This is a genomic window from Nocardioides sp. Root140, assembly GCF_001426745.1.
In the GTDB taxonomy this organism is placed as follows: Bacteria; Actinomycetota; Actinomycetes; order Propionibacteriales; family Nocardioidaceae; genus Nocardioides.
Map to the genome: position 1 here is coordinate 182,318 of NZ_LMFI01000011.1, position 26,472 is coordinate 208,789.

Genomic DNA, 26,472 nt, shown 5'->3' on the forward strand with positions numbered 1-26,472 from the left:
ACGTCAGGGACTATCGATCCGGGGCGTTGGCGATGGCGCCGAGCCGGCTGACGAACTCGCCGGAACGGCGGGCCCAGTCGAGGTGGTCGGCGGCGTGCCGGTGGCCGAGGGTGCCCATCCGCAGGCGGGTGGCGGGTTCCGCGTGCAACGCCAGTACGGCGTCCGCGACGGCCGAGGCCACCTGCGACGCTGCGGCGGAAGCCGCCGTCACGGATGACCCGGCGGACGGCTTGCCGAACGGTACGACGACGCCCGACCCGACCGACGTGACCAGGTGCTCGGCCCGGGGGAGCGGAGTCGTGATGACCGGGACGCCGTGCGCCATGTACTCGACGACCTTGGTCGGCTGGGAGTGCCGGTAGTTCGGCTCGTCGTGCAGCAGGGAGAGCCCGGCCTGGGCGCCGTCGACGTGCTTCATCGCCTCGTCGTGCGGCAGGAAGCCGAGCCAGTCGACCCGTGAGGACGCGTCGGTCAGCGCCGCGGTGGCCTCCTGGTCGGCATGGCCGATGGCCTGCACCATGATGCCGGTCGGCGCCAGCAAGCGCGCCAGCTCGACGAGCTCGTGCACGCCACGGGCCCGCGAGAGATGGCCGACGTAGACCACTCGCGGGTCATCGGGCGGAGCCGGGTCCTGCGGCACGCGCGTGGTGTTGGGCACGACGGGATGCCGCTTGCGGAAGCGGAGCTGGTAGGCCTCCTCGGCGAGCAGGAGATGGTGGCGGCGCTCGGCACGGCGCTCGATCCGGCGGACCGCCCAGGCCGCGGGCCGACCGAGCCCGGCGGGCAGCCACGGCTTCAGCGAGATCGCGGCGGCGGTGTCCTCGTGCACGTCCCACACGACATGCGGGTGGTGGAAGCTGCCGACCGCGAGGAGCAGCTCGGGATCGTGCAGCAGCACGATGTCGTGGTCGTCACCGAGTCGGTCGAGGAGCGCCCTGGCCGCGCGCATCGAGGCGAGCCGTGACGTGCCCAGGGCGCGCGGCACGTCGACCGTGGTCAGCTGCGCAGTCGGAGGCGGCACCGGAAGTCCGTAGCCGGAGAAGGGCGCCGCATAGGTCACCTGCCAACCGGCCTCGAGCAGCGAGGCGATCTGGCGGTGCCGGATGCGAGCGTCCTCCGGGTGGTGGACGACCGTGACCACCAGGGCGCGTGCGGGCAGCGTCATCCCGCCACCGCCCGGGACCGGGCAGGAGTACGGCGGGCAACGGGTCGGCCGGTCGCCTCGGCATAGGCCTCGAGCACCTCGTCGACCTGGCCGTCGAGACGAAGTCGTCCACCGTCGACCCACAGCACCCGGTCGCACATGGAGCGGATCGTCGACATTGAGTGGCTGACCAGCAGCACCGTGCCGGCCTCCGAGCGGATCTGGTCCACGCGTTCGCGGCTGCGCCGGCGGAACTCCGCGTCGCCCGTCGAGAGCGCCTCGTCGATCATCACGATGTCGGGGCGGGCCGCCGACGAGATCGCGAACCGCAGTCGCGATCCCATGCCGGACGAGTAGGCCCGCATCGGCAGCTGCAGGAAGTCGCCGATGCCGGCGAAGTCGACGACCTCGTCGAAGCGTTCCTCAACCTGGGTTGGCGTCTGGCCGAGGGCGAGGCCGCCGAGCACGATGTTGCGCTCACCGGTCAGGTCGCGCATCAGGGCCGCGTTGACTCCGAGCAGGGAGGCCGTGCCGTCGGCGTACACGGCGCCGGACTCGGTCGGCAGGACGCCGGCGATGGCGCGCAGCAGCGTGCTCTTGCCGGAGCCGTTGTGGCCGATCACACCGATCGACTCGCCGTGGTCGGCCACGAACGAGATGCCACGGACTGCGCGGACCTTGTCGACCGCACCGACGTGGCGGCCGATCGTGTGCCAGGTCTTCTGCTGTCGCGCGGTCAGTCGGCGTCCGCCGTACGTGCGATAGGTGACGTGCACGTCGTCGACGATGAGGGAGGGGCGATCAGCCACGGCCGTACCTCTCCTCGGCGTGCCAGAAGAAGACGAAGCCCAGCACGAGGGTGACCAGGGCCCACCCGGCAGCCCAGGCCCACAGGGCAGGGGTGAGAGGGACCTCGGAGAGCAACGTGCCGCGCACCAGTTCGAGGTAGACCGCGACCGGCTGGTGCGAGAGCACGGCGGCCGCGGTGCCGCTGCCGACGTAGTGGTCGATGGAGAAGAAGACCCCGGAGACGTACATCAGCGCGCGCAGCACGAACGGGATCAGCTGCTTCACGTCGCGCCACTGCGAGACGAGCCGCGCGCAGACCAGGGCGACCCCGGTGCCGAAGACCCACTGCAGGCCCACCGCGAGGGGGAGCAGCAGCCAGGTCCAGGCGAATGGCTCGCCGGTCAGCGGCACCAGGACCAGCAGCACGACGAGCGCGGGGACCAGAGTGACCAGCTCGGCCAGCACCGACGCGATCGGCAGGAGTGCCCGCGGGAACTGGAGGGAGGTGATCAGGCCCTGGTTGCCTACGATCGCGTTCGAGCCGGTGGTGATGCTGGCCGAGCTGAAGTGGAACATGAAGACGCCGACCACCAGGAAGCCGATGAAGTTCTCCACGCCGCGGCTGGTGTCGAGCAGCACGCCGAAGACCAGCAGGTAGACCAGCGCCCACAGCACCGGGTTGAGCAGCGCCCAGACCTGGCCGAGGTAATTGCCCTGGTTGCGCGCGTAGGCCTTCGACCCGGCAAGGGACACCGCGAAGTGCCGCCGCTGCCACATCGTGGCCAGGTAGCGACGCAGGGGCGGGCGTACGCCGACCCGCTGGAGGCCGTGCTCGGCGGCCAGCGCGGCCAGCGGGCTGGGCGCCGTGCTCACAACCTGTTCACCTCGGGCCCGGTGGTCACGCCACGGGTGTCGAAGAACAGGCGCGCGTCGGCGGCCAGCGACGGGACGTCGTACTCGTCGTGGGCCTGCACGAGGATGACCAGGTCGGCGAACGCGATCGCGGTGGCCAGGTCATCGGCGCGGGTGACCGGCACGCCGGCGTCCCACTCCTCGACGCGCGGGTCGTGGTAGACCACGCGGGCTCCGAGGGTGTCGAGCGCCTTGGCCAGCGGCACCGCCGGGGACTCCCGCTGGTCGGCGATGTTGGGCTTGTAGGTCACGCCTAGCAGCAGCACGGTGGAGCCGTGGATCGCCTTGGCGTGGTCGTTGAGCAGGTTCTGCGCGCGGTGTGCGACGTACGACGGCATGGTGGCGTTGATCTCCTCGGCCAGCTCCACGAACCGGAACGGGTAGCCGAGCTTGGCGCGCACGTTGTGGGAGAGGTAGTTCGGGTCGATCGGGATGCAGTGCCCGCCGACGCCGGGCCCGGGGTGGAAGGCCTGGAAGCCGAACGGCTTCGTGGACGCGGCGCGGATGACGTCCCACAGGTCGATCTTGAGCTCGTGGCAGAAGCGGGCCATCTCGTTGACCAGCGCGATGTTGATGTGCCGGTAGGTGTTCTCCAGCAGCTTGGCGGTCTCGGCCTCGCGGGTGCCGGCGGTCTCGACGATCGTGTGCACGAACTTACCGTAGAACGCCGCGGCCCGCGCGGTGCACGACGCCGTGTGGCCGCCGACGACCTTGGGCGTGTTGACCAGGCCGTACGTCGGGTTGCCCGGGTCGATCCGCTCGGGGGAGAAGGCCAGCGCGAAGTCCTCGCCGGCGACCAGTCCGGAGGCCTCCTCGAGGATCGGGCGGACCAGCTCGTCGGTGGTGCCGGGGTAGGTGGTCGACTCCAGCACCACGAGCCGGCCGGGCAGTAGGTGCTCGGCGATGGCCCGGACGGCGGAGGTGACCGCGCCGAGGTCCGGGCCGCCGTCGGGGCTGAGCGGGGTGGGCACGCAGATGACGGTGACGTCGGCGTCGGCGAGGACGGCCGGGTCGTCGGTGGCCCGGAACCCGGTGGACACCATGGCAGCGACGTCGTCGTCGCTCAGGTCGTCGACGTGGGAGACGCCGGCGTTGAGGCCGTCGACGGCGGCGCGGTTCAGGTCGAGGCCGGCGACGCGCAGGCCCGCGGCGGTGGCGGCCTGGGCCAGCGGCAGCCCGACGTAGCCGAGGCCGACGACCACGAGGTCGAGGTCAGTGGTCCGGGTCATGAGGTGACTCCTTCGATCAGGCAGGTGCCGGTGCGGATCTCGTCGTAGAGGCGGGCGCAGGTCTGTGCGGCCCGTTCCCAGGTGCGGTGGGCGAGCACGTCGGCCCGGCCGTTGGCACCGAGCCGTCGTCGTACATCGGGGGCGGCGGCCAGCTCGGCGAGCACGTCGGCCAGGGCGTGCGCGTCTCCGGCGCGGACCAGCCGGCCGTTGTGTCCGTCGCGGACCAGCTCGCGCAGCGGCGGCAGGTCGCTGGCCACCACCGGACGACCCAGCGCCAGTGCCTCGACCGGCTTGATCGGCGGCACCAGCCGGGTCACCGGCAGGTCGAGGCGGGGCGTGGCGTAGATGTCGATGCGCTGGTGCTGCGCGACGACCCGGTCGGGGCTGACCCGCCCGGTGAACTCGGCGTCGATGCCTGCGGCACGTGCCCGGGCCTGGAGCGCGGTTCTGGCCGGCCCGTCGCCGACCAGGAGCAGGCGCGCGGTGCCCGGGGGCAGCAGGGCCACCGCGTCGATGAGGACGCCGAGGCCCTCGTAGTCGTTGAGGGTGCCGACCGCGCCGACGGTGACCGGTCTCGATACACCGCCTCGTGCCTCGGCGGCACTCGACCACCGAGCCTCCTGCTTTTCGGTGGTCGAGTAGCGAGCGCCAGCGAGCGTATCGAGACCCGGCGCCACGAACTGGTCGCCGACGGAGTTGGGGACCACGTGCACCTTGGCGGCCGGGATGCCGCGGGCCACGATCGCCTCGCGCATCACCTCGCTGATCGTGAGGACGGCGTCGGCCTCGCGCATGCAGTGCGTCTCGACCGCCCGGCTCAGCCGCTGCCGTTCGTTGGGCAACGCGTCGGGCCCGCGGCGGGAGCGCTCGGTCTCCTCCAGGAAGCCACGCACCTCGTAGACCACGGGCAGGTCGAACCGCTCGCGCAGGGCCAGGGCGACCCGGGCGTTGAGGTGGTTGCTGTGCGCGTGCAGCACGGCGGGCCGCATCCGCTCCACGAGGCGGGCGGTGCGCTCGACGTCCTTGGCCAGCGCCCGGTCGGCGCGCAACGGCACGGTGGTGAGGATGCGGTGGTAGGGGACGTCGTCGACGTACTCCACCGCCGGGACGGCGAGGTGGCCGCGGGTCACCGGGTAGCCGATGCGGGTGGCCGCACGCGCGTCGGTGCCCGCGGCGCGCTGGGCAGCCAGCAGGCCCTGGGTGCGGGTCGTGTAGCCGGCGACGGAGTGGGGGAGCGAGTTCGTCACCAGGTGCAGGACGGAGGGAGTCGGCTCCGGAGTGCCCGGGTGCAGGGGGCGCTCCGGAGCCGACGTCTGGGGGGCGGTGCTCAGCACCGACAGCTCGCCGGCGAGGTGCTCGCGCAGGCGGTCGCCGGAGCGACCGGCGCGGATGGCGTGTTCATGGGCCCGGCTCAGCTCGCCCGCGGCGTACGCCGTCTGTGCCTCGGCGTACGCCGGCCCGCGCCCGGAGGTGGTGACCAGGCGGGTGAGCGGGCCGGCGACGCCGGGCAGGACACGTGCGCCGATCGAGGCGGTGTGTCCGCGCCCGCGGGCCAGATGCCTCCGGACCACCGAGGCGGCGATCGGGAGGTTGCGGGCGGCGAGGAGCAGTCGGGCCGTCGTGCGTGACGCGGTCATGGCTGCTCCTCTCGTGTGGTGACGGGCGCGCCGTGGCGTCCCTCGATTACTAAGTACAGTAACTTACTAGATATAGTAACGAAGCGGCGAATCGAGTCGTGTCGTCGTCCAGGTCCCACGTCGTAGATCCACCAGGAGAGGCCCCCATGACCACGAAGCTCACCCATGTGGCCGGAGCCCGCCCCAACTTCCCGAAGGCGGCTCCGGTGATCGCGGCCGCCGCCGAGCTCGGCCTCGAGCAGACGCTGGTGCACACCGGCCAGCACTACGACGAGGCGATGTCGGAGGTGTTCTTCCGCCAGCTCGGCCTGCCCACCCCGGACGTCGACCTCGGCGTCGGCTCGGGCAGCCATGCCACCCAGACCGCCCGCATCATGACCGGCCTCGAGGAGCTGTTCCTGGCCCAGCGGCCCGACATCGTGGTCGTCTACGGCGACGTGAACTCGACCGTCGCCGCCGCCCTGGTCGCCGCGAAGCTGCAGATCCCGATCGCCCACGTCGAGGCCGGCCTGCGCTCCTTCGACCGCACCATGCCCGAGGAGGTCAACCGCCTGGTCACCGACCGGCTCTCCGACCTGCTCTTCGCGACCAGCCCCGACGCGGTCGCCCACCTCGGCAACGAGGGTGTGCCTGCCGACCGGATCCATCTGGTCGGCAACCCGATGATCGACACACTGCTGGCCAACCTCGACCGGTTCGACGTCGCCGCCGCCCGCGCACGCCACGGCCTCGAGGGTGACTACGCCGTCGCCACCCTGCACCGTCCGGCGAACGTCGACGACCCGGCCGACGCCTCGGCACTGGTCAAGGCGCTGCACGCGGTGGCCGACCAGGTCGACCTGGTGCTGCCCCTGCACCCGCGCGGGCGGGCGGCCTTCGAGGCAGTCGGCCTCTTCGACCACCCGCGCGTGGTCGTGCTCGACCCCCAGGGGTACGTCGAGTTCCTCGGCCTGGTCCGCGGCGCCCGGGCGGTCGTCACCGACTCAGGCGGCGTCCAGGAGGAGACCACGATCCTCGGCATCCCCTGCCTGACGTTGCGGCCCAACACCGAGCGACCGGTGACGATCACCCACGGCACCAACCAGCTGGTCACCCGCGAGGACGTCCCGTTCGTCCTCGCCGACGTGCTCGCTGCGCCTGTTGCGACGACCCACCGGGTGCCGCCGCTGTGGGACGGCCAGGCCGGTGCCCGCATCGCCGCCGTGCTCCAGGAGTTCCTGTGAGCCGGTTGCTGCGCCGGGTACGCCGACCCCGCCTGCCGGCGTTCGAGCTGCCCGAGGTGCACCCGGCCCGGACGACGAAGGCGGCGGTGATCCTCGACCCGTTCTCCGAGCTGGCCTTCGGCTACGAGTGGCACCAGGTGAAGGTGACGCCGACCGACTGGCGGGCGGTCCTCACGGAGCAGCGCCCCGACCTGCTCTTCGTCGAGTCGGCGTGGAACGGCAACGACGGTGCCTGGCGGCTGCACATGACCCGCGACCACCAGCCATCGCCGGAGCTGCGCGCCCTGGTGGCGTGGTGCCGCGACGAGGGCATCCCGACCGTGTTCTGGAACAAGGAGGACCCGCCCAACTACGACGTCTTCCTCGAGACCGCCCGGCTCTTCGACCAGGTCTTCACCGTCGACGCCGACCGGATCCCGGTCTACCAGCGCGACCTCGGCCACGAGCGCATCGACCTGCTGCCCTTCTCCGCCCAGCCGCGGCTGCACAACCCGGTACGCCGCGGCAAGGGCCGGGTGCTGCCGATCGCGTTCGCCGGCACCTGGTTCGCCGAGAAGCACCCGGAGCGCCGCGAGCAGATGGAGCAGCTGCTGCGCCCGGCGCTCGACCGCGGACTGCACATCTGGTCGCGCATGCAGCGTGGCGACAAGCGTTACCGGTTCCCGGCGCCCTACCGCAGCCACGTCGTCGGGTCGTTGCCCTATCCGAAGATGCTCGCGGCCTACTCGGCGTACAAGGTCTTCCTGAACGTGAACTCGGTGACCGGCTCCAAGACGATGTGCAGCCGCCGGCTCTTCGAGCTCTCCGCCGCGCAGACCGCGGTGATCACCACGCCGGCGGCCAGCATCGAGCCGTTCTTCGGCTCCGACCTCGAGGTGGTCCGCGACGCCGACGAGGCGCGCGCCGCGATCGACGTGCTGCTCGGCCAGGACGAGTACCGCGACCGCCAGGCGCTCAAGGCGCACCGTCGGGTGTTCGACGAGCACCTCTGCACGCACCGCGTGGACACGGTGCTGCGCTCCCTAGGTCTCGATCTTCCGTTGGTCGAGGAGCGAGCGTCAGCGAGCGTCTCGAGACCCGGTGAGGTGATCTCCACTGGTTCGACCACCACGCAGGTCAGTGCGGTCGTCCCGACCATGCGGCCCGAGCAGCTCGACCACGTGCTCGCCATGCTCGGCAGCCAGAGCCACCGCGACCTCCAGCTGGTGCTGGTCACCCACGGCTTCGAGGCACCGGCGGACCTGGCCGTGCGCGCGGCACGCGCCGGGCTCGACAACGTGGTCACCAGGTATGCCGACGCGTCGCTCACCCTCGGCGCCTGCATGAACCTCGGCGTCGACGCGGCCGACGGCGAGCTCGTCGCCAAGGTCGACGACGACAACTTCTACGGCCGGCACTACCTGACCGACCTGGTGCGGGCGCTGGACTACTCCGGCGCCGACGTGGCCGGCAAGTGGGCGCACCTGGTGCACCTCGAGTCCAGTGGCGCCACGCTGCTGCGCTTCGAGCACGCCGAGCACCGGTTCACCGACCTGGTGCAGGGCGGCACTCTGCTGACCCGTCGCGAGCTGGCCCGCGACGTGCGTTTCGAGGACCTGCCGCGCCGGGTCGACACCACGTTCCTCGAGAAGGTCAAGGCGCGCGGCCTGACCACCTATTCCGCGGATCGCTTCAACTTTGTGTCCGTGCGCCGGGTCGACCCCGGCAGCCACACCTGGCCGATCACCGAGAAGCAGTTGATGGCGCGCTCGTCGCGGCTCCTGTTCTACGGCAACCCCTACCCGCATGCGGAGGCATGATGACGCTCATCGCTGACGGTCTGAAGGTAGACCCGAACGACAGCCCTGACCGCGCCGACGGCCCCAAGCGCCGAGCCGGCAGGAACGACACGACCAAGGCGGCCAAGGGCAACAGCCGGATCCGCCGCGACATCGAGGGCCTGCGCGCCGTCGCCACCTTCCTCGTCCTGCCCTACCACGCAGGGCTGATGCTCTTCCCCGGCGGCTTCGTCGGCGTCGACGTCTTCTTCGTCATCTCCGGGTTCGTGATCACCGGTCAGCTGATGAAGGAGGTCGACCGCACCGGACGCGTCGGACTCCTCGGCTTCTACGCGCGCCGGGCCAAGCGCCTGCTGCCGGCCGCCTCAGTGGTGCTCGGCGCGACCGCCGTGATGACCTGGCTGTGGGTGCCGAAGATCAGGTGGGAGACCACCGGCGGCGACATCGTCGCGTCCGCGCTCTACTTCGTGAACTGGCGCCTGGCCGACCGCTCGGTCGACTACCTCGCCGAGGACATCACCCCGTCGGCCGTGCAGCACTACTGGTCGTTGTCGGTCGAGGAGCAGTTCTACTTCGTGTGGCCGATCCTGCTGCTCGGCGCCGTGGTGCTCGCCGCGCGACTCGGCGTACGACGCAAGCCGGCGCTGCTGGTCGGTCTCGCCCTGGTCGCCCTGCCGTCCTTCGCCTGGGCGGTGCACCAGTCGTTCTTCGCCAGCGAGCGGGCCTACTTCATCACCACCACACGCATGTGGGAGTTCACGATCGGGGCCTTCGTGGCGATCCTGGCCACCCGCCTCGACCGGATCCCGAAGGGCCTGGCCATCGTGCTGGCCTGGGCCGGCCTCGGCATGATCCTGCTGGCCGGGCGCATCTACACCTCCGAGATCACCTGGCCCGGCTACTACGCCGTGCTGCCGACCGTGGGCGCGGGCCTGATGATCGCGGCCGGTGTCGCGGCCGGTCCGAAGGGACCGGTGGCGATCCTGGGCAACCGGTTCATGCTGTTCATCGGCTACCTCACCTATTCGCTCTACCTGTGGCACTGGCCGCTGCTGATCGTGGCCCGCGAGCACTTCGGCGGCATCTCGGTGCTGACCGGACTGGTCATCGTCACGGCGTCGGTGATCCCGGCCTGGCTGACCTTCCACCTCGTCGAGAACCCGCTTCGGAACTCGAAGTTCGTCGGCAACACCAAGGTGTCCCTGTCCCTCGGGGTCAACTGCACCCTCATCGCGGTCGTCGCCGGGCTGATGCTGGTGGCGCTCTTCGGCAAGGCCGCCGGGCCCACCATCGACCCGGCGAACGTCAAGGGCTCGATGGCGCTCTCGGCCAGCTCACCGAAGGACGACCCGGCCGGCGAACCGGTCGACTCGGTGCAGGGCGGCATCACGCCGAACCCGCTCGAGGCACCCAAGGACGTGCCCGACCTGTACGCCGAGGGCTGCCAGGTCGACTCCGACGTGGCCGAGGTCGCCACCTGCGAGTACGGCGCGGCCGACGCGAAGACCACCATCGCGGTCGTCGGTGACTCGAAGGCCGCCCAGTGGGTGCCGGCCTTCCAGGTGCTCGCGAAGACCCACGACTGGCGGATCGTGACCTACACGAAGTCGGCCTGCCAGTTCTCGACGGCCACCTCCGTGCTGGACGGCGAGCCCTACGACACCTGCCGTGAATGGGGTGGCGACGTCCTCGACCGGCTCACCGGCGACGAGAAGCCGGACGTCGTGGTGACCGCGGGCCAGCGCGACTCCGCGTTGACCGGCGACGGCGACGACATGAGCGAGGACACCATGCAGGCCGGGTTGGAGGATGCCTGGACCCAGCTGCGTGACGCCGGCATCGAGGTCGTCGTACTCGCCGACACCCCGCAGACCGGCAGCGACGTCTACGCCTGCGTCTCCGAGCACCAGGACGACCTCACCCAGTGCACCTACGACCGCGACCACGGCGTCGAGGCCAGTGGGGTCGGGGTGCAGAAGGCGGCCGCCGACGAGCTCGGCGCGGTCGACATCTCTCCGGGCGCCGCGTCCGACAGCGGTGCCGGCGACACGGGTCTCTACTTCCTCGACCTGGTCGACGCGATCTGCCCGACCGACGAGTGCGCGCCGGTGATCGGCAACGTGCTGGTCTACCGCCAGGGCTCGCACATCACCAAGACCTACATCGAGACGCTCGCCCCACGGGTCGAAGAGGCGCTGGCGAAGGCAGGTGTGCGATGAGCCGCCTCGCCCGCCTTCGGCAGGTGGCCTCGGGCCTCCGGCCTCGCCCCGCTGATTCCGCGACCACCGAGGCGTGGGCGCTGCCGCCGGAGCGAGGGCCGCTGCGGCCCGACGTGCGCGCGGTGGTGCTGGCGGGTCGTCGCCTGACTGACGGGCTGGCCGCCCAGTGGCGCCAGAGCGTGCTACCTGATCTGGTCGGCGCCGTGGGTGGGCAGGAGCTCACGGACGCCGACCTCCTCCTCGTCGAGTACGTCGACGGTGCGGTGCCCGGGCACGAGGACCTCGTGGTCTCGGCGGCCCTGCGTTCGGCGACCCGGGCCGGCGTACCCGTCGTGGCCTGGGCGACCGCCGGTGGACCACCGGCAGGCGTGACCGCGCTGGTCGAGGCCGGTGCCCGCGTCTTCGTGGCCGACCCGGCGCACCTCGACGCGTGGAAGTCGGTGTCCGACGAGGTGACCGAGCTGCCGGTCGGTGTCGACGTACGCCGTACCGCGGCGGGTGTCGACCGCAGTGGTGCGGTCCTCGTCGTCGACGGACCCGTCGACCCGCGTGTCGCCGGGGCAGTGGCGGCCGACGTGGTCAAGGCGGTCCGGCCCCTCGACGGTGTCTCGGTGCACCTGCGCGACCCGGACGCCCCGGTGAGCAGGGTGCTGCGCGGCCGGGCGTCGCACCCGGTGCCGCTCGACGAGGCGGCCCTGCTCGTCGACGCACCACGTCACCGCGTCGAGGACGTCTCGACGCTGCTCGACGCAGGCGCCCTCCGCACGCCGGTGGTCACCCTCGACCGGCTGCCCGTGCCTGCCGACCTCGAGGCAAAGGTCGTCCGCGCCCGTGACGCCCGTGCCCTGCGCAGCGAGATCATCGCCCGCGTCGAGCAGCCGGAGCTTCGCGACCGTGAAGGGCTGGCGCTGCACCGTGCGGTGCAGACCGGCCATCGCCTCGACGACCGCGTCGACCTGCTGCTGGACGGCATCGCGCCACCACGGCTGACCGACCGCTCCGTCTCGGCCATCGTGCCGACCAACCGGCCCCACGAGATCGACAACGTGCTGGCCAACGTCGGTCGCCAGTCCCACCGCGACGTCGAGCTCGTGCTCGTCCTCCACGGCATCGACCTCGACCGGGCCGACCTCGTGGTGCGCGCGGAGGCGGCCGGCGTACCCCACCTGACCGTGGTCGACGCTCCGCGCACCGCCACGCTGGGCACCTGCATGAACCTCGGACTCGGGGCCTCGAGCGGGGCGTTCGTGGCGAAGATGGACGACGACAACCACTACGGCACGCACTACCTCACCGACCTGCTGGACGCCGGGGTGAGCAGTGGTGCCGGCATCGTCGGCAAGTGGGCGCACTACGTGTGGCTGCGGTCGACCGGGGCCGTGGTCCTGCGCTACCCGGAGACCGAGCACAGCTACGTACGCCGCATCCAGGGCGGCTCGATGCTCTTCGACGGCGACGTGGTGCGCGGCCTGCGGTTCTCCGACATCCCACGCGCGGTCGACAGCGACATCCTCGACCGGGCCATCTCCGACGGCGTGAAGATCTGGTCGGCGGACCGGTTCAACTTCGTCTCCGTGCGCGGCCTCGACCGGCACGCGCACACCTGGACCGTCGACGACGCGTCCTTCATGACCGCCCACGGGCGGCTCGAGTTCTACGGCGATCCCCGCCAGCACGTGGAGGTCTGACATGTCCGTGACTCCGTTCGTCCAGATGAGGGGCCGCGCCAGACGTGCCCTCCGCACCCGGGGCGCCACTGCCCTCGGCAAGCTGCCGGTCGCTCCGGGCCGCGCCGGCCAGCTCGTGGGCCGGGCCCGCGTCGCCGAGGCCCGTCGGGTGCTCAAGGCCGGTGGTGACGCCGAGGCTGTGGTCGCACCGCTCCTCGACGCCGACACCGACTCGAGGGTCCGTGGCCGGGCCTGGGCGCTGGTCGCCGAGGCCAGGTCCGCCGCCGGACAGCACGGCTCCGCCCTGGAGGCGGCCCGTACGGCGGCCGCGCTGGACGACGACGTCGAGACCTCGTTGATCCATCGACGCCTGGCGCAGTCCGCCTCTCCGGACGAGGCGGCGACGGCCCTGGCCCGCGCGTTGGGCCAACGGCCGCGGAACCGCGCGCAGATCGCCCTGGTGGTGGAGGCGCTCCGCTCCGCAGATCGTGAGTCGGTCGAGGCCTGGCGCACCCACCTGGCGCGCTGGGGCATCGACGGTCTCGACGAGCGGCTGGCCGAGGTGGAGGCCGAGATCGCGCTGGTCGCGGCCGACCCGCTCGACCCGGTGCTCGCCCACTGGTGGGAGCAGTTGCGCCGGCCCACGCCCGCCGTGGCACGCGCCCTCGACCGGCGGCGCGACTGGGACCGCCTGGCCGCCCAGGTGAGCGCGCACCCGCCGGCCGCGGACGACGTACCGGCGTTGGTGAAGGAGGCCGCCCTCGAGCTGCGCAAGGCCGCCGCGCGGGCGCTGACCGCCGGCTACACCTCCGCCGCCGAGACGCTGGTCAACCACTCGCTCGCGCTGCGTCCCGACGACCTCTGGGCGCGCGACACCTGGTCCAGCGCCACCGACCAGCTGCGGGTCGTGCGTGAGGGCTGGACGCCGACGCCGCGCGGGGACCTGCGCCTCGACACCGCGCCGCGGCACGTGCTGTCGGTGCTGGCCCAGTCGTTGCCGCACCTCTCCGGCGGCTACGCGACCCGCACCCACGGCATCCTCACCGGTCTGGTCGCCGACGGGTGGTCGGTCGAGGCGGTGACCAGACCGGGCTTCCCCTACGACCGTTGGTCCAAGCACGACACCCGCGTCGTGCCGCCGGTCGACGAGATCGACGGCATCCGCTACCACCGGGTGCTCACCGACGCCCGCGTCTACCGGCAGTACCCGCTGGCGTCGTACGTCGACAAGTACGCCGCCGCGATCGAAGCCCATGCGCGGCGTCATCGTGCTTCGTTGATCCACGCGTCGTCGTTCCACGTCAACGGGCTGGCCGCGCAACAGGCGGCCGCGCGGCTCGGGCTGCCGTTCGTCTACGAGATGCGCGGGCTCGAGGAGCTGATGAAGGTCTCGCGCGACCCGGCCTTCGAGTCCTCGGACCGCCACCGGTTCACCGCCGACCTCGAGACCACGATCTGCCACGCCGCCGACCGGGTCTTCGTGATCACCGAAGCCCTGCGTGCGTTGATGATCGAGCGTGGGGTCGACGCGGAGAAGCTGGTCGTGCTGCCCAACGGCGTGCACACCGACCAGTTCACGCCCCGGCCACGCGACGCCGACCTGGCCGCCTCGTTGGGGCTGACCGGCAAGACCGTCATCGGCTACGCCGGCGGGCTGGTCGACTACGAGGGGCTCGACCTGCTGCTCGAGGCGGTGGCGCTGCTCAAGGAGCGCGCGGGCTCATCGGGTCCGGACTTCCACGTGGTCGTCGTCGGCGACGGTCATTTCGAGTCGCAGCTGCACGCGCTCTCGACCTCGCTCGGTCTCGACGACGTGGTCACCTTCACCGGACGCGTGCCCCACGACCAGGTGGCGTCGTACCTCTCGCTCTTCGACATCACGCCGTTCCCGCGGCTGCCGCTGCCGGTGTGTGAGGCGATCTCGCCGATCAAGCCGTTCGAGTCGATGGCGATGGGCAATGCCGTGGTGACCTCGTCGGTGGCCGCGCTGACCGAGATCGTCGACGACGGCCGCACCGGACTGGTCTTCGACAAGGGGTGCGCGCGTTCCCTGGCCGACACGCTCGAACGGCTCCTCGAGTCGCCGGCGCTGCGGGACCGCCTCGGTGGTGCGGCTCGTGAATGGGTGCTGGAGAACCGCGACTGGCGCCACGTCACGTCCATCGTCGACGCCACCTACCGCACCCTCCTCGCCTGAACCTTCCCGATACTCCCTGACGTTCGGGCCCTCAAGTCTCGATAGTCCCTGACGTTCGGGCCCTTGAAACTTCCGTCCCGGGGGGCCCAAACGTCAGGGAGTATCCCCACGGAAGGGCCGAAACGTCAGGGAGTATCCCGACAGAGGGGCCGAAACGTCAGGGAGTATCCCCACGGAAGGGCCGAAACGTCAGGGAGTATCCCCACGGAAGGGCCGAAACGTCAGGGAGTATCGGTGGGTCAGTCGCCCCAGCCCATGGGGAAGACCTCGAAGGGGGCGGCGAAGGTGACGCCCATGCGGGTGCCGGTGGCCCGGCCGAAGCCCTCGAGCATCTCAGCCGGGTCGAAGTTCTCCCAGCCCAGGCCGTCGATGTAGGCGCCGTGTGCGCGCAGCGAGTCGACGCCCGCCTCGAACGTGTCGGTGGTGTCGACGCCGTGCTCGGCCAGCGGTGAGCCCGCCGCCCAGACCTCGCGTACGCCGCCCCACGGTTCGAGTCCGTCGGTCAGCTGCTCGGCGAAGATCCACCGGTTGCCCGCGTCGCGTACGGCGTCCAGCACGGCACGTCCGACGGCGATGTGGTCGGCCTGGTTGAGGTTCCGGCCGCCGAACGTGTCGTGGAAGTTGCCGGTGACCACGATCTCCGGACGATGCCGCCGCACCACCTCGGCGAGCACCCGCCGCAACGCGACGCCGTACTCGATGACGCCGTCCTGGAGGCCGAGGAACTCCACCTCGTCGACGCCGACGATGCGCGCCGACTCGACCTGCTCGGCCTCACGGACGCTGCGGCACTCGTCGGGGTGCAGGCCGTCGATGCCGGCCTCGCCGCTGGTCACCATGCAGTAGACGACCTGCTTCCCCTGGCCGGTCCATCGGGCCACCGCCGCGGCCGCACCGAACTCCATGTCGTCGGGGTGCGCCACGATGCACAGCGCACGCTCCCAGGTCTCGTCCAGGGGGCTCAGGGAAGGGGGTGCGTCACTCATGTCCCCAGACTGGCACGCGGACGCCCGCCGCGGGAGACCCCGTTAGGGTTGCCCCAGTCGAGCAGAGGGGATTCCGATGGGCAAGAAGGCCAAGACCGCTGTCGTCGTGATCGGCGCCGGCGTGAAGGTCGCCGTCAAGTACGGCCCGCAGGCCAAGATCGCCTGGGACAACGGCGGCAGGAAGGCCGCGGCCTCGGCCACGAAACGCGCCCGCAGCCTCACCGCACGACGCAAGGCGCTGGCCCATGCCGCCACGGTGGTCGACGGCTCGATCCTCAAGGTGGCGCCGTCGGGCACCACGTCGTACGTCGTGTTCACCGGCGACCAGCCGATCGCGACGTACCCGCCGTCGGAGCTGCCGTTCGAGGTGCTGCTGGCGCACACCGACCTCGCCAAGCGGATCCACCCGGAGCCGAAGCCGGCCCGTCGGGTGCTGCCGCGAGGACGGCGTTGACCAACGTCTTCGTCGAGGGCGACAACCTCGACGTGCTGCCCACTCTCGAGCCGGGCAGCATCGACGTGGTCTACATCGATCCGCCGTACAACACCGGCAACGACTTCGCCTACAACGACCGCCACGGCACCGGCCGCGACCGGCACCGTGCCTGGACCGACATGATGCGGCCGCGCCTCGAGGCCGCGCGCGACCTGCTCTCCGACGGCGGCGCGATCTTCGTCTCCATCGACGACAACGAGGTCGCCCACCTGCGCCTGCTCATGGACGAGGTGTACGACGAACGCAACTTCATCGCCCAGATCGTGGTGAACCTCAACCCCAAGGGCAGGCAGCTCGGCAACTTCTTCGCCACCTCCCACGAATACCTGCTGGTCTACGCCCGCGACGTCGACGCGTGTGTGCTCGACGCGACCTCGACGCACCACGTCGACCCGGCCGACTTCCCGCAGGAGGCCGTCGACGGCCGCCGGTTCCGGCACCTCCCGTTGCGCAACACCAACAAGAAGTTCAACCCGGCGACCGCGCGCACGCTGCACTTCCCGTTGTGGGGCTCGCCGGTGACCGGCGAGGTGGCGACCGCGCCGTTCGAGGGAGCCGTCGAGGTGCTGCCGGTGTTCGGCGACGGCACCCCGGCGGTCTGGCGCTGGTCGGTGCCGCGCATCGAGGCCCGCCCCGACGACCTGGTGTGTCGCGAGATCCGCGGCCGGCTGGGGGAGCGGGTCGACATCTTCCAGCGCGACTGGCTGCACGACGGTCGGCGCAAGAAGCTGAAGACGATCTGGCTGGCCGAGGAGGTCGGCTCGACCGACACCGCGGTGGCCGAGCTGAAGGCGATCGTGGGCCACGTCTTCGAGTCGCCGAAGCCGACCGGCCTGGTCCGCCGGATCCTGGAGTGCTTCCCCGACGACGCGGTCGTGCTCGACTTCTTCGCCGGCAGCGGTACGACGGGGCACGCCACGGCGCTGGCCAACGCCGACGACGGCGGCAGCCGCACGTGCATCTCGATCAACTCGCCCGAGCCCACTCGGCCCGGGTCCAACGCGCAGCTGGCCGGACTCGAGACGGTCAGCGCGATCACCGAGGCGAGGCTGCGGGCCGTCGCCGAGACGCTCGGCGGCGGACTCGACGTACGCCGACCCTTGTCGTAGTGACCGCCGTCACACTAGGTTCGGCGACGGCTCACTCACTCATCTCGGAGGTCCCATGCGTCGGATCGCTCTTGCCGTCATCGCCACCCTCGCCCTGTTCCTGACAGTGCTCGGACCGACCGCCTCGCAGGCGGCGCCACGCTCGACGGCAACGGCGGCCGGGCACGACCCCGTCATCTTCGTCCACGGCTGGAGCGGCGCCTCGTGGAACTGGGACTACTACGTCGGCCGCTTCGAGGCCGACGGCTGGTCGGCCGACGAGCTCTACGCCTGGGACTACGACTTCACGCAGTCCAACGTGACCACGGCTGGCCAGCTGCGCGCGTACGTCGACGAGGTGTTGGCCCGCACCGGCGCGTCGAAGGTCGACATCGTCACCCACTCGATGGGCGGGCTGTCCTCGCGCTACTACCTGAAGAACCTCGGCGGCACCGCCAAGGTCGACGACTGGGTGAGCATCGGCGGCCCCAACCACGGCACGAACTTCGCGTGGGGTTGCTGGACCACGTCCTGCGGAGACATGCGACCGGGATCGACGTTCCTCACCGCGCTCAACTCCGGGGACGAGACGCCCGGCTCGATGAACTACCGGACCTTCTGGTCGCCGTGCGACGAGATCATCAACCCCGACACGTCGGTGATCCTCAGCGGCGCGACCAACACCCAGACCGGCTGCGTGGGTCACCTGGGCCTGTTGGCCGACGGATCGACGTACACCGGGGTGGCGAACGCCGTCCGCTGACCGGCCTACTGGACGCCGGCGGCCTTCTCTAGCGCGGACAGCTCGTTGTCGAGGTGCGTCAGCAGCCGCTGCAGGTGCGGCACGGTCCGGCGGCACCCGGTGAGCCCGAAGCCCATCTGGCCGTCGTACGACGTGCAGGTGATGTTGAGCGCCATGCCGTGGATCGGGATGGACAGCGGGTACATGCCGACGAGCTTGGCGCCGTTGAAGTACTGCGTCGTCCGCGGGCCGGGCACGTTGGAGATGATCAGGTTGAACGGCGGCCGGATCACGCCCTGCATGCGCAGCATCGGGGTGAGCATCGCCGGGGCCATTCCGATCGCGGACATCGCCAGGATCTGCATCGGGCTCATCGACGACAGCGCGCGCTTGCCCTCGAGCATCGACTTGTGGATGCTGCGGAGGCGGTCGGCGGGATCGGCCAGGTCGGTGCCGAGCTTGACCATCACGGTGCCGATCGCGTTGCCGCCCTCGGCCGAGGCGACCTGTGCCTGCTTGGCGTTCAGGCCCACCGGCACCATCGAGACCAGCGTGGTGTCGGGCAGCGCGTCGAGCTCGACGAGATAGGCGCGCACCGCCCCGCTGCACATGGCGAGGACGACGTCGTTGATCGTGGTGCCGGTCGCCTTGCCGATCGCCCGCATGCGCTCGATCGGCCAGTCCTGGGCGGCGAAACGGCGTGACCCGGTGATGGTCTGGTTGAAGATCGTGCGCGGGGCGTAGAGAGACACCGCCGACGTCTCGTTGCGCACGCCGCTGTTGAGGGTGCGCAGCAGGGCTCTCGGGAGGCCCGCTGCCTCGGCGCTCATCCCGAGCGCGCTACGCAGTGCCTTCATGGGTACGACGGCGAGGTTGCGCTCCGCCTCGGCAGCCGTCTGCACGGCCTTGGGCGGGCGGGGCCGTTGGGCCCACGGGGCCGGCATGTCGCGCTTGTCGGGGTCGCCGGACAGCACGCTCTGCGTCAGGCGCATTGCCGAGACGCCGTCGACCAGCGAGTGGTGGATCTTGGTGTAGAGACCGACGCGCCCGTCCTTGAGGCCCTCGATGACGTGGGCCTCCCATAGCGGGCGCTCGTGGGCCAGGCGGGTGCTGTGCAGGCGCGAGCAGAGGTCGAGGAGCTCACGCACGCGCCCGGGCTGGGGGAGCGCGCTGTGGCGCACGTGGTGCTCGATGTCGAAGAGCTCGTCCTCCGCCCAGACGTACTGGCCGGCCGTGGCCAGGGACCTGCGGGGGTGCTTGAGGAACAGGGGTGCGATCGCCTCCGGGGAGCGCATCTGCTCGTAGAGGTCCTTGATGTAGTCGGGGCCGGCGCCCTCCGGCTTCTCGAACAGCTGCAGCCCGCCGACGTGCATGGGCATGTTGCGGTTCTCCGCCACGAGGAAGGCGGTCGAAGTCGGGTCAATCGGCGTGGCCACTTCTGTGTACCTCTGCTTTCTCCCGGACTGCACCGGAAGTTCGATCCTTGCGTGAGCGGAACTGCTTGTCGAGGGCATCGACAACGTGCCAACGCAGCGGCGGGGCCGCGGGTTACGTGTGACGTCCCGCTCGCCCCGGTCTCGGGGCCGAGAGCAGCCCCTCGACGTCGGGCAGCTGGGTGAACCCGGTGAACGTTCCGTCGTCCTTGATCTCCTGCGCGGCGTCCAGGAATCCTCGCCACGCGGCGCGGGCCAGGGTGCCGCCGACACTGATCCGGCGTACGCCGAGTGCGGCTGCCTCGGTGACGCTCAGGAACGGCGCGTTGATCAGCAGGTTCACCGGCTTGGGGGACACCGCCGCGAGCACCGCCGCCACCTCGGCGACGGTGGTGATGCGGGGTGCGTAGAGGCAGTCGGCACCGGCCGCGGAGTAGGCCTCGAGCCGGCGGACCGTCTCGTCGATGTCGGGGCGGCCGACCACGAACCCCTCGGACCGCGCGGTGAGCAGCACGCCGGTGCCGCTGTCGTCGATGGCGGCTCGTGCGGCCCGCACCCGCTCCACCGAGAGGTCGAACTCGTGCAGCGGGTCTGACTGGTCCCCGGTCGAGTCCTCGATCGAGAGGCCGGCGATGCCGGTGGCAGCGGCGAGCAGCACATGGTCGTGGACGCCTTGCGGGTCCACCGCGAACCCGCCCTGGAAGTCGGCGTTGACGGGCACGTCCACGGAGTCCGCGATCATGCGCAGGTGTTCGAGGGACGCCTCGAGCCCGACCTGGTTGTCGCCCACGCCCGTGGTCCAGGCGAAGCCGGCGCTGGTCGTGGCGAGTGCCTCGAAGCCCATCTCCTCGAGGACCCGGGCACTGCCGGCGTCCCACGGGTTCGGCATCACGAAACAGCCCGAGGCGTGCAGGCGATGGAACCTCTTCACTCGCTCGTGGGGCATCCGCGGGACTCCTCGCTGACGGGGAATTTCCAGCGTACGCCGGTCGCGTCCCGCCGCGCCCGGCCCTGCGTTCCGGGCGGCGGAAAATACCTTGGACGCCCCCGGGGCCGGGTCTATCGTCGCGTCGAGGAGGGTCAGATGGTGAGCACGGCGAACGGGCGGGTACTGATCTCGGGGGCCATCATCGCCGGCCCGGCGCTGGCCCACTGGTTGCACCGGTCCGGGTACGACGTCACGGTCGTCGAGCTCGCCCCCGACGTACGACCGGGTGGTCAGGCCGTCGACCTGCGCGGCGCCGGCCGGACCGTGATCGAGCGGATGGGCCTGCTCGACCGGGCTCGCGAGCTCTCGCTCGACCAGCGCGGCATCGAATGGGTCGACGCCGAGGGCAAGGTCACCGTCAGGATGCCGGCCGACGCCTTCGGTGGGGAGGGCCTCATCTCCGAGGTCGAGATCCTCCGGGGCGACCTCGTCCACCTGCTCTTCGAGGCCACCTCGCCCCACGTGGACTACCGGTTCGGCGACTCGATCGAGGCGATGGACGATCGCGACGACGCCGTCCACGTCCGGTTCCGGTCCGGCACCGAGGAGTCGTTCGGGCTGGTCGTCGGAGCCGACGGACTGCACTCGAGGGTGCGCCGACTGGCCTTCGGCGACGACTCGGGCACCGTCGTGCCGCTGGGTTGCTACACGGCCTGGTTCACCGCGCCGGGCATCCCCGAGCTCGACGGGTGGTACCAGATGCACAACGCACCCGGTGGCCGCGTCGCGTCGGTCCGGCCGGGCCGCGATGCCGTCGAGTCGAAGGCGTCGCTGAGCTTCCGGTCGGCCCCGTTGCCGTGGCAGCGGCTCGACCTCGCCGACCAGCGTCGCGAGCTGGGGGACCGTTTCGGTGACCTCGAGGGTCGGGTGCGCCTACTGGTCGAGGCGTCGCAGGAGGCTCCCGACCTCGCCTTCAGCCCACTCGGCCAGGTGCGGATGCCGCACTGGACGCGCGGACGGACCGCCTTGGTCGGGGATGCCGGCTACTGCCCCACACCCCTGACCGGCCTCGGCACCAGCCTGGCCCTGGTCGGCGGCTACCTGCTGGCCGCAGAGCTGGCCGCGGCCGGCGGCGACCATGCCCGCGCGTTCCGTCAGTACGAGTCGCGGCTGCGCCCCTATGCGGACGCCTGCCAGCAGCTGCCTCCCGGGGGAGTCCGCAGCTTCGCGCCGATGACCCGCACCGGAATCCGTCTCCAGGCCGCCTCGATGCGGTCGATGCTGCGTTGGCCGATGCGCGGGATCATGGAACGCCAGGCCGGCAAGGCAGCGGACATCGACCTTCCCGACTTCGAGCAGCAGCAACCGTGACGAGGCAGCTGCCCGGTCCGGGCCGAGGTCCGGGGGCAGGGGGTTCCGGCGCGGACCGATTCGGTGTTGTCTGGAGGTCGACCACGCATCTCACTCGGGAGACGTCCTCATGCTGCCTCGCCTTGCCACCGTCCTCACCTTCACCGCACTGCTGATCGGCCTGCCGGTCACGGCGTACGCCGACGACTACTCGGCACCACTACAGACCGCCGTCTCGGACCTGCCCGTCGCCACCGAGGTCCGCACCGGCTACGACCGGTCGAAGTTCAACCACTGGATCGACGCCGACGGCGACGGCTGCAACACCCGCAACGAGGTGCTCCTCGCGGAGGCCGACGACCCGCCCACCCGCACCGGCACGTGCACGCTGAGCGGTGGGCGTTGGTACAGCTACTACGACCGGGTCTCCTGGTACGCCCCGTCCGACATCGACATCGACCACATGGTGCCGTTGGCCGAGGCCTGGGACTCCGGCGCCCGCACGTGGAGTGCGGCCGAGCGCGAGGGCTATGCCAACGACCTCGGCGACTCGCGGTCGTTGGTCGGTGTCACCGACAACGTCAACCAGGCCAAGGGCGACCAGGACGTGCGGGAGTGGCTGCCGACGTACGACAAGTGCCGCTACCTGCGGGAGTTCGTGGCGGTCAAGCACCGGTGGCGGCTGAGCGTCGACAGCGGCGAGAAGTCGGCGATGACCACGCTCGCCGGCACCTGCACCAACACCACGATCACGGTGACGCTGGCTCGCTGATCCGGGCCGCTGATCGTGCACAGGTGAGTTCGCGTACCGGTTCTCCACAGGTCGGCCCGCGCCCGGCTCCGGGTGGCGCTGGTCGTCCCTAGCGTCTCGTGGTGAAGGGCCGGAGCAGCCGGCCCGTGACCCACGGAGACCTGCATGACACGAACCTTCCACCTGCTCGCCCTGACGCTCGGCATCGGGTGCGGCCTGCTGATGGGCCTGACCGTCGGCGCCGGACACGCCGAGACCCGGGCGCCCGCCGCCTGGGAGCCCCCGGCGCACACCATCGTGGCCGTCGAGGGCGACAAGGCCAACGGCTTCGGCATCCACTACTACGACGGCAGCTCGATCTACCCGCCGACCGACTCCGAGGCCCTCGCCGAGTGCGGTGAGTACGACACCCGCGTGGCCCGCGTGCGATGCCGCACCGAGGTGCGCATCTGGTACCGCGACCTCGGCCAGCTCAAGCTCGCCCTGCGGTATGCCCACCACCCCTAGGGGCGGCATCTGACACGATCAGCGCATGGAGGTCCACCCGCTCGATCGCGCCTGGCAACGCGGTCGCACGTCGGCCCGGACCCGCCTGCGCCGGTTGCGGACCAAGTCGTTCGCGATCGCGCAGTGCTCGATCGCGGCCGGCGTCGCCTGGTTCCTGGCCAGCGACGTGTTCGGGCACCCCACGCCGTTCTTCGCACCGATCGCTGCCCTGGTCTGCCTGGGCACGTCGTTCGGGCAGCGCCTGCGGCGCGTGGTCGAGGTGTGCATCGGTGTCGCTGTCGGGGTGCTGATCGCCGACCTGCTGGTCTATGCCGTGGGCACCGGCTGGTGGCAGCTCACCTTCATCGTCGCGCTGGCCATGTCGAGCGCCTTCCTGCTCGACGGTGGACCGTTGCTGGTCACCCAGGCGGGCGTGCAGTCGATCGTGGTGGCGACCCTGGTCCCGTCCTCGGGGCAGGCGCTCACCCGTTGGACCGACGCCCTGATCGGTGGTGCGGTGGCGCTGGTGGCGGCCACGGCGGTGCCGGCCGCGCCCTTGCGGCGGCCACGCGAGCAGGCTGCGGAGGTCGTGCACAAGATCGCGACACTGCTCCGCGCCGCCGCCGACGTGATGGTCGACGGCGAGGTGGAGCCGGCGCTCGACCTGCTCGCCGACGCCCGCGCCACCGACTACCTGATCCGTGAGCTCCAGGCGGCCGCCGACGAAGGGCTCTCGGTGGTGGCCAGCTCGCCGTTCCGGGTGCGGCACAAGGGCTCCGTCCGACGGATGGCCGACCTCGTCGAGCCCCTCGACCGGGCCCTGCGCAGCACCCGTGTGCTGGTCCGGCGTACGGCGGTGGCGGCGTACCGACGACGCCCCGTGCCCGCGTCGTACCCACTGCTGTGCCGCGACCTGGCCGATGCGTGCAAGGTCGTGGCTGGTGAGCTCTCCGCCAACCGGATGGCCGCCGACGCACAGGGCGCCCTGCTCGCCGTCGGCAAGGCGACCGGCACCGTCGAGCGCACCGACGACCTGTCCGTCGAGGTGGTGCTGGCCCAGATCCGGTCGGTGATCGCCGACCTGCTGGTGCTGACCGGCATGGGCACCCTGGAGTCGACCGACGCGCTGCCGCCGACGAAGCGCTGATCATGCGCTGGGTGCTGCACGTCGACATGGACCAGTTCCTGGCCGCCGTGGAGATCCTGCGCAACCCCGAGCTGGCCGACAAGCCGGTCGTCGTCGGCGGCCGGGGCGACCCGACCGAGCGCGCGGTGGTGTCGACGGCGTCCTACGAGGCGCGGGCGTACGGCGTCCGTTCCGGTATGCCGTTGCGGGTGGCGCGGCGCAAGATCCCCGACGCGGTGTTCCTGCCGGTCGACTTCCCGGTCTACGAGGCTGCCTCCGAGCGGGTGATGCAGGCGCTGCGCGAGACGCCCGGCGCCGTGGTGCAGGTGCTCGGCTGGGACGAGGCCTTCGTCGGCATCGAGACCGAGGATGTCCTGGCCACCGCCCACGACCTCCAGGCCCGCGTGCTGGCGGCCACCGAGCTGCACTGCTCCGTGGGCATGGGCGACACGCTGATCAGGGCGAAGAACGCCACCGACTTCGGCAAGCCACGGGGCACCTTCCGGCTGACCCGCGACAACTGGCTCGAGGTGCTCGGCGACCATCCGACCAAGGACCTCTGGGGCGTCGGACCACGCACCTCCGCACGGCTGGCCGACCTGGGCATCACCACGGTGCGTGAGCTCGCCGCGGCACCGGTCGACGTGCTGACCGCGGAGTTCGGGCCCAACACCGGCGTGCACGTGCACCGGCTCGGCACCGGCGCCGGGAGCGCCGTGGTCGACGACACCCCGTGGGTGCCGCGGGCCCACGGCCGCGAGACCACGTACCAGCAGGACCTCACCACCCCCGACGAGATCGCCGCGGCGGTCCACGCGCTGGCCGTCCAGGTCGTCGCCGACATCCGTCGTGAGGGCCGACCCTGCCAACGCGTGCACCTGAAGGTGCGGTTCGTGCCGTTCTTCACGTTCACCAAGGTGCGCAAGCTCGCCGAGCCGACGTACGACGTGGACGTCATCGCCCGCACCGCCCTCGACCTGCTCGCCGCACTGGAGGACGACCGGGCGATCCGGTTGCTCGGCGTACGCGCCGAGATGGTCCCTCCCGAAGGCGGCTACTGACGCGAACCGTGGATTGTTGATGCGCGAGCCGTGGGTTCTTGCGCCGCGAGCCGTGGATTCTTGCGGTGGTGCGCGCTCAGGGATGCAGTGAGGCCCGGAGCTCGCCGACCACCGAGTCGACCACCGCGACCAGGTCGCCCCCGGTGTCGGCGGCGACCGCGCGCTGGCGCTGGTACGACGCACCGCGCCGCGGGATCTCCGCGACGGACCGCAGCTCGTCCTCGCAGCCGAGGCGCTTGGACACCGGTGTGAGGCGATCGAGCAGGTCGTCGAGGTCGTCGGTGATCAGGCGTTCGTTGGACGCCGCGTCGAGGATGATGATCGCGTCGAGGCCGTACCGGGCGGCCCGCCACTTGTTCTCCTGCACGTGCCACGGCGGCATCACCGGAAGCCTCTCCCCGGCGGCCAACCGGGTGTCGAGGTCGACGACGAGGCAGTGCATCAGGGCGACCAGTGCGGCCATCTCGTCGATCGTCGAGACGCCGTCGCAGACCCGGTTCTCGAGCGTGCCGAGCCGTGGCACCGGCCGGACGTCCCACCGGATCTCGGACAGCTCGTCGATCACCCCGGTGGTCAGTTGGTCCTGGGCGAAGACCTCGAACTCCGGCCACGTCTCGAACTGGAAGGGCAGTCCGGCGGTCGGCAGCTGCTGGAACATCAGCGCCCGGTTGGACGCGTAGCCGGTGTCGGTGCCCGCCCAGACGGGGGAGGAGGCCGAGAGCGCCTGCAGGTGGGGGTACTGGTTGAGCAGCGCCGACATCACCGGCAGCACCCTGTCGCGTTCGGGCAGACCGACGTGCACGTGCACGCCCCAGATGAGCATCTGCCGGCCCCACCACTGGGTGCGGTTGATCAGCTCCTCGTAGCGGTGCCCCTCGGTCAGCTGCTGGGCCGACCAGTTCGCGAACGGGTGCGTGCCGGCGCCGAACAGGTCGACGCCCAGCTCGTCGGCCACCGGCAGTACGACGTCCAAGGTGCTGCGCAGGTCGGCCATCGCCTCGTCGACCGTCGTGCAGATGCCGGTGACGACCTCGACCGTGTTGCGCAGCAGCTCCTTGTGCAACTTGCGCGCGTCGGCGAGCTCGGGACCCACCGCGGTGAAGAGGTCCGCGGCGGAGTTGACGAGATCGCGGGAGGTCTTGTCGACGAGCGCGAACTCCCACTCGACGCCGAGTGTGGGCCGGGGTGAGCCGTGGAAGTCGATGTGCACGACTCAAGCGAACCACAGTC

Annotated in this window: 22 protein-coding genes; 13 read left to right on the plus strand and 9 right to left on the minus strand. The window is 71.1% G+C overall.

The features are described from left to right. Positions 1 to 10: 10 nt before the first annotated feature. Genes ASD30_RS19460 through ASD30_RS19480 form a run of 5 tightly spaced genes read right to left on the minus strand, consistent with a single transcriptional unit; the run spans position 11 to position 5,711 of the window. A complete protein-coding gene (locus tag ASD30_RS19460; RefSeq protein ID WP_056685731.1) occupies positions 11 to 1,165 on the minus strand; it encodes a glycosyltransferase in 1,155 nt (384 codons plus the stop codon). Continuing rightward, positions 1,162 to 1,953 (minus strand): ABC transporter ATP-binding protein, encoded by a 792-nt coding sequence (locus tag ASD30_RS19465; RefSeq protein WP_056685734.1) that lies wholly within the window; start codon positions 1,951 to 1,953, stop codon positions 1,162 to 1,164. Before ASD30_RS19465 ends, ASD30_RS19460 begins: the two co-directional genes overlap by 4 nt. Further along, positions 1,946 to 2,806, minus strand: coding sequence for an ABC transporter permease (locus ASD30_RS19470; RefSeq protein WP_056685737.1), 861 nt, complete (start codon positions 2,804 to 2,806; stop codon positions 1,946 to 1,948). The genes ASD30_RS19465 and ASD30_RS19470 overlap by 8 nt, the downstream gene beginning before the upstream one ends. Beyond that, positions 2,803 to 4,074 carry a nucleotide sugar dehydrogenase gene (locus tag ASD30_RS19475; RefSeq protein ID WP_056685740.1) on the minus strand — a complete coding sequence of 424 codons (1,272 nt, stop codon included), beginning with the start codon at positions 4,072 to 4,074 and terminating at the stop codon, positions 2,803 to 2,805. The genes ASD30_RS19470 and ASD30_RS19475 overlap by 4 nt, the downstream gene beginning before the upstream one ends. Further along, on the minus strand, positions 4,071 to 5,711 hold the full coding sequence (locus tag ASD30_RS19480) for a glycosyltransferase family 4 protein (protein ID WP_056685744.1): 1,641 nt from the start codon (positions 5,709 to 5,711) through the stop codon (positions 4,071 to 4,073). The genes ASD30_RS19475 and ASD30_RS19480 overlap by 4 nt, the downstream gene beginning before the upstream one ends. A 146-nt stretch (positions 5,712 to 5,857) precedes the next feature. On the opposite strand from ASD30_RS19480, the gene wecB reads away from it, so the two are divergent. The 5 genes from wecB to ASD30_RS19505 are packed head-to-tail and all read left to right on the plus strand — an operon-like array spanning position 5,858 to position 14,795. After that, entirely contained in the window at positions 5,858 to 6,934 is a 1,077-nt protein-coding gene (gene wecB / locus ASD30_RS19485) for a non-hydrolyzing UDP-N-acetylglucosamine 2-epimerase (protein WP_056685747.1), read from the plus strand. Then, positions 6,931 to 8,733 carry a glycosyltransferase family protein gene (locus tag ASD30_RS19490; RefSeq protein ID WP_200951198.1) on the plus strand — a complete coding sequence of 601 codons (1,803 nt, stop codon included), beginning with the start codon at positions 6,931 to 6,933 and terminating at the stop codon, positions 8,731 to 8,733. The genes wecB and ASD30_RS19490 overlap by 4 nt, the downstream gene beginning before the upstream one ends. Next, positions 8,733 to 10,931, plus strand: a complete 2,199-nt coding sequence (locus ASD30_RS19495; RefSeq protein WP_162251018.1) for an acyltransferase family protein — start codon at positions 8,733 to 8,735, stop codon at positions 10,929 to 10,931. Before ASD30_RS19490 ends, ASD30_RS19495 begins: the two co-directional genes overlap by 1 nt. Continuing rightward, on the plus strand, positions 10,928 to 12,619 hold the full coding sequence (locus tag ASD30_RS19500) for a glycosyltransferase family 2 protein (protein ID WP_056685750.1): 1,692 nt from the start codon (positions 10,928 to 10,930) through the stop codon (positions 12,617 to 12,619). The genes ASD30_RS19495 and ASD30_RS19500 overlap by 4 nt, the downstream gene beginning before the upstream one ends. Before the next feature lies 1 nt (position 12,620). Then, on the plus strand, positions 12,621 to 14,795 hold the full coding sequence (locus ASD30_RS19505; protein ID WP_056685753.1) for a glycosyltransferase family 4 protein: 2,175 nt from the start codon (positions 12,621 to 12,623) through the stop codon (positions 14,793 to 14,795). A 239-nt stretch (positions 14,796 to 15,034) separates the two neighbouring features. Here ASD30_RS19505 and ASD30_RS19510 read toward each other — a convergent pair whose 3' ends face one another. Continuing rightward, positions 15,035 to 15,781 carry a PIG-L deacetylase family protein gene (locus ASD30_RS19510; RefSeq protein ID WP_056685756.1) on the minus strand — a complete coding sequence of 249 codons (747 nt, stop codon included), beginning with the start codon at positions 15,779 to 15,781 and terminating at the stop codon, positions 15,035 to 15,037. 76 nt (positions 15,782 to 15,857) lie between these two features. On the opposite strand from ASD30_RS19510, the gene ASD30_RS27635 reads away from it, so the two are divergent. The 3 genes from ASD30_RS27635 to ASD30_RS27645 are packed head-to-tail and all read left to right on the plus strand — an operon-like array spanning position 15,858 to position 18,128. Beyond that, the gene (locus ASD30_RS27635; RefSeq protein ID WP_056685759.1) at positions 15,858 to 16,235 is read left to right on the plus strand and encodes a hypothetical protein; all 378 of its coding nucleotides are present in this window, start codon (positions 15,858 to 15,860) and stop codon (positions 16,233 to 16,235) included. Continuing rightward, positions 16,232 to 17,386, plus strand: coding sequence for a site-specific DNA-methyltransferase (locus ASD30_RS27640; RefSeq protein WP_056685762.1), 1,155 nt, complete (start codon positions 16,232 to 16,234; stop codon positions 17,384 to 17,386). Before ASD30_RS27635 ends, ASD30_RS27640 begins: the two co-directional genes overlap by 4 nt. Positions 17,387 to 17,441: 55 nt before the next feature. Then, positions 17,442 to 18,128: an esterase/lipase family protein gene (locus tag ASD30_RS27645; protein ID WP_056685765.1), complete on the plus strand. Its 687-nt coding sequence runs from the start codon at positions 17,442 to 17,444 to the stop codon at positions 18,126 to 18,128. Between the two features lie 5 nt (positions 18,129 to 18,133). On the opposite strand, the gene ASD30_RS19530 is transcribed toward ASD30_RS27645, so the two are convergent. Then, positions 18,134 to 19,543, minus strand: a complete 1,410-nt coding sequence (locus ASD30_RS19530; RefSeq protein ID WP_082564010.1) for a WS/DGAT/MGAT family O-acyltransferase — start codon at positions 19,541 to 19,543, stop codon at positions 18,134 to 18,136. 112 nt (positions 19,544 to 19,655) lie between these two features. Then, complete coding sequence (locus ASD30_RS19535; RefSeq protein WP_056685768.1) at positions 19,656 to 20,486, minus strand: isocitrate lyase/PEP mutase family protein; 831 nt, start codon at positions 20,484 to 20,486, stop codon at positions 19,656 to 19,658. A 138-nt stretch (positions 20,487 to 20,624) separates the two neighbouring features. On the opposite strand from ASD30_RS19535, the gene ASD30_RS19540 reads away from it, so the two are divergent. From ASD30_RS19540 to ASD30_RS19560, 5 genes are all read left to right on the plus strand, one after another. After that, on the plus strand, positions 20,625 to 21,839 hold the full coding sequence (locus ASD30_RS19540) for an FAD-dependent monooxygenase (protein ID WP_056685771.1): 1,215 nt from the start codon (positions 20,625 to 20,627) through the stop codon (positions 21,837 to 21,839). Positions 21,840 to 21,948: 109 nt separating this feature from the next. Further along, positions 21,949 to 22,590: an HNH endonuclease family protein gene (locus ASD30_RS19545; RefSeq protein WP_056685775.1), complete on the plus strand. Its 642-nt coding sequence runs from the start codon at positions 21,949 to 21,951 to the stop codon at positions 22,588 to 22,590. Positions 22,591 to 22,734: 144 nt separating this feature from the next. Next, positions 22,735 to 23,076 (plus strand): hypothetical protein, encoded by a 342-nt coding sequence (locus tag ASD30_RS19550; RefSeq protein ID WP_200950134.1) that lies wholly within the window; start codon positions 22,735 to 22,737, stop codon positions 23,074 to 23,076. A gap of 25 nt (positions 23,077 to 23,101) precedes the next feature. Continuing rightward, positions 23,102 to 24,202, plus strand: coding sequence for an FUSC family protein (locus ASD30_RS19555; protein WP_056685778.1), 1,101 nt, complete (start codon positions 23,102 to 23,104; stop codon positions 24,200 to 24,202). A 2-nt stretch (positions 24,203 to 24,204) separates the two neighbouring features. Further along, entirely contained in the window at positions 24,205 to 25,242 is a 1,038-nt protein-coding gene (locus ASD30_RS19560; protein WP_056685781.1) for a DNA polymerase IV, read from the plus strand. Positions 25,243 to 25,318: 76 nt separating this feature from the next. Here ASD30_RS19560 and ASD30_RS19565 read toward each other — a convergent pair whose 3' ends face one another. Then, on the minus strand, positions 25,319 to 26,452 hold the full coding sequence (locus tag ASD30_RS19565; protein WP_056685784.1) for a glutamate--cysteine ligase: 1,134 nt from the start codon (positions 26,450 to 26,452) through the stop codon (positions 25,319 to 25,321). Between the last annotated feature and the right edge of the window lie 20 nt (positions 26,453 to 26,472).

Coding starts and splice junctions, on each gene's coding strand:
- ASD30_RS19460 (WP_056685731.1), bottom strand. CDS start 1,165: ATGACGCTGCCCGCACGCGCCCTGGTGGTCACGGTCGTCCACCACCCG.
- ASD30_RS19475 (WP_056685740.1), bottom strand. CDS start 4,074: ATGACCCGGACCACTGACCTCGACCTCGTGGTCGTCGGCCTCGGCTAC.
- ASD30_RS19480 (WP_056685744.1), bottom strand. CDS start 5,711: ATGACCGCGTCACGCACGACGGCCCGACTGCTCCTCGCCGCCCGCAAC.
- wecB (WP_056685747.1), top strand. CDS start 5,858: ATGACCACGAAGCTCACCCATGTGGCCGGAGCCCGCCCCAACTTCCCG.
- ASD30_RS19495 (WP_162251018.1), top strand. CDS start 8,733: ATGACGCTCATCGCTGACGGTCTGAAGGTAGACCCGAACGACAGCCCT.
- ASD30_RS19500 (WP_056685750.1), top strand. CDS start 10,928: ATGAGCCGCCTCGCCCGCCTTCGGCAGGTGGCCTCGGGCCTCCGGCCT.
- ASD30_RS19505 (WP_056685753.1), top strand. CDS start 12,621: ATGTCCGTGACTCCGTTCGTCCAGATGAGGGGCCGCGCCAGACGTGCC.
- ASD30_RS19510 (WP_056685756.1), bottom strand. CDS start 15,781: ATGAGTGACGCACCCCCTTCCCTGAGCCCCCTGGACGAGACCTGGGAG.
- ASD30_RS27635 (WP_056685759.1), top strand. CDS start 15,858: ATGGGCAAGAAGGCCAAGACCGCTGTCGTCGTGATCGGCGCCGGCGTG.
- ASD30_RS27645 (WP_056685765.1), top strand. CDS start 17,442: ATGCGTCGGATCGCTCTTGCCGTCATCGCCACCCTCGCCCTGTTCCTG.
- ASD30_RS19535 (WP_056685768.1), bottom strand. CDS start 20,486: ATGCCCCACGAGCGAGTGAAGAGGTTCCATCGCCTGCACGCCTCGGGC.
- ASD30_RS19540 (WP_056685771.1), top strand. CDS start 20,625: ATGGTGAGCACGGCGAACGGGCGGGTACTGATCTCGGGGGCCATCATC.
- ASD30_RS19545 (WP_056685775.1), top strand. CDS start 21,949: ATGCTGCCTCGCCTTGCCACCGTCCTCACCTTCACCGCACTGCTGATC.
- ASD30_RS19550 (WP_200950134.1), top strand. CDS start 22,735: ATGACACGAACCTTCCACCTGCTCGCCCTGACGCTCGGCATCGGGTGC.
- ASD30_RS19555 (WP_056685778.1), top strand. CDS start 23,102: ATGGAGGTCCACCCGCTCGATCGCGCCTGGCAACGCGGTCGCACGTCG.
- ASD30_RS19560 (WP_056685781.1), top strand. CDS start 24,205: ATGCGCTGGGTGCTGCACGTCGACATGGACCAGTTCCTGGCCGCCGTG.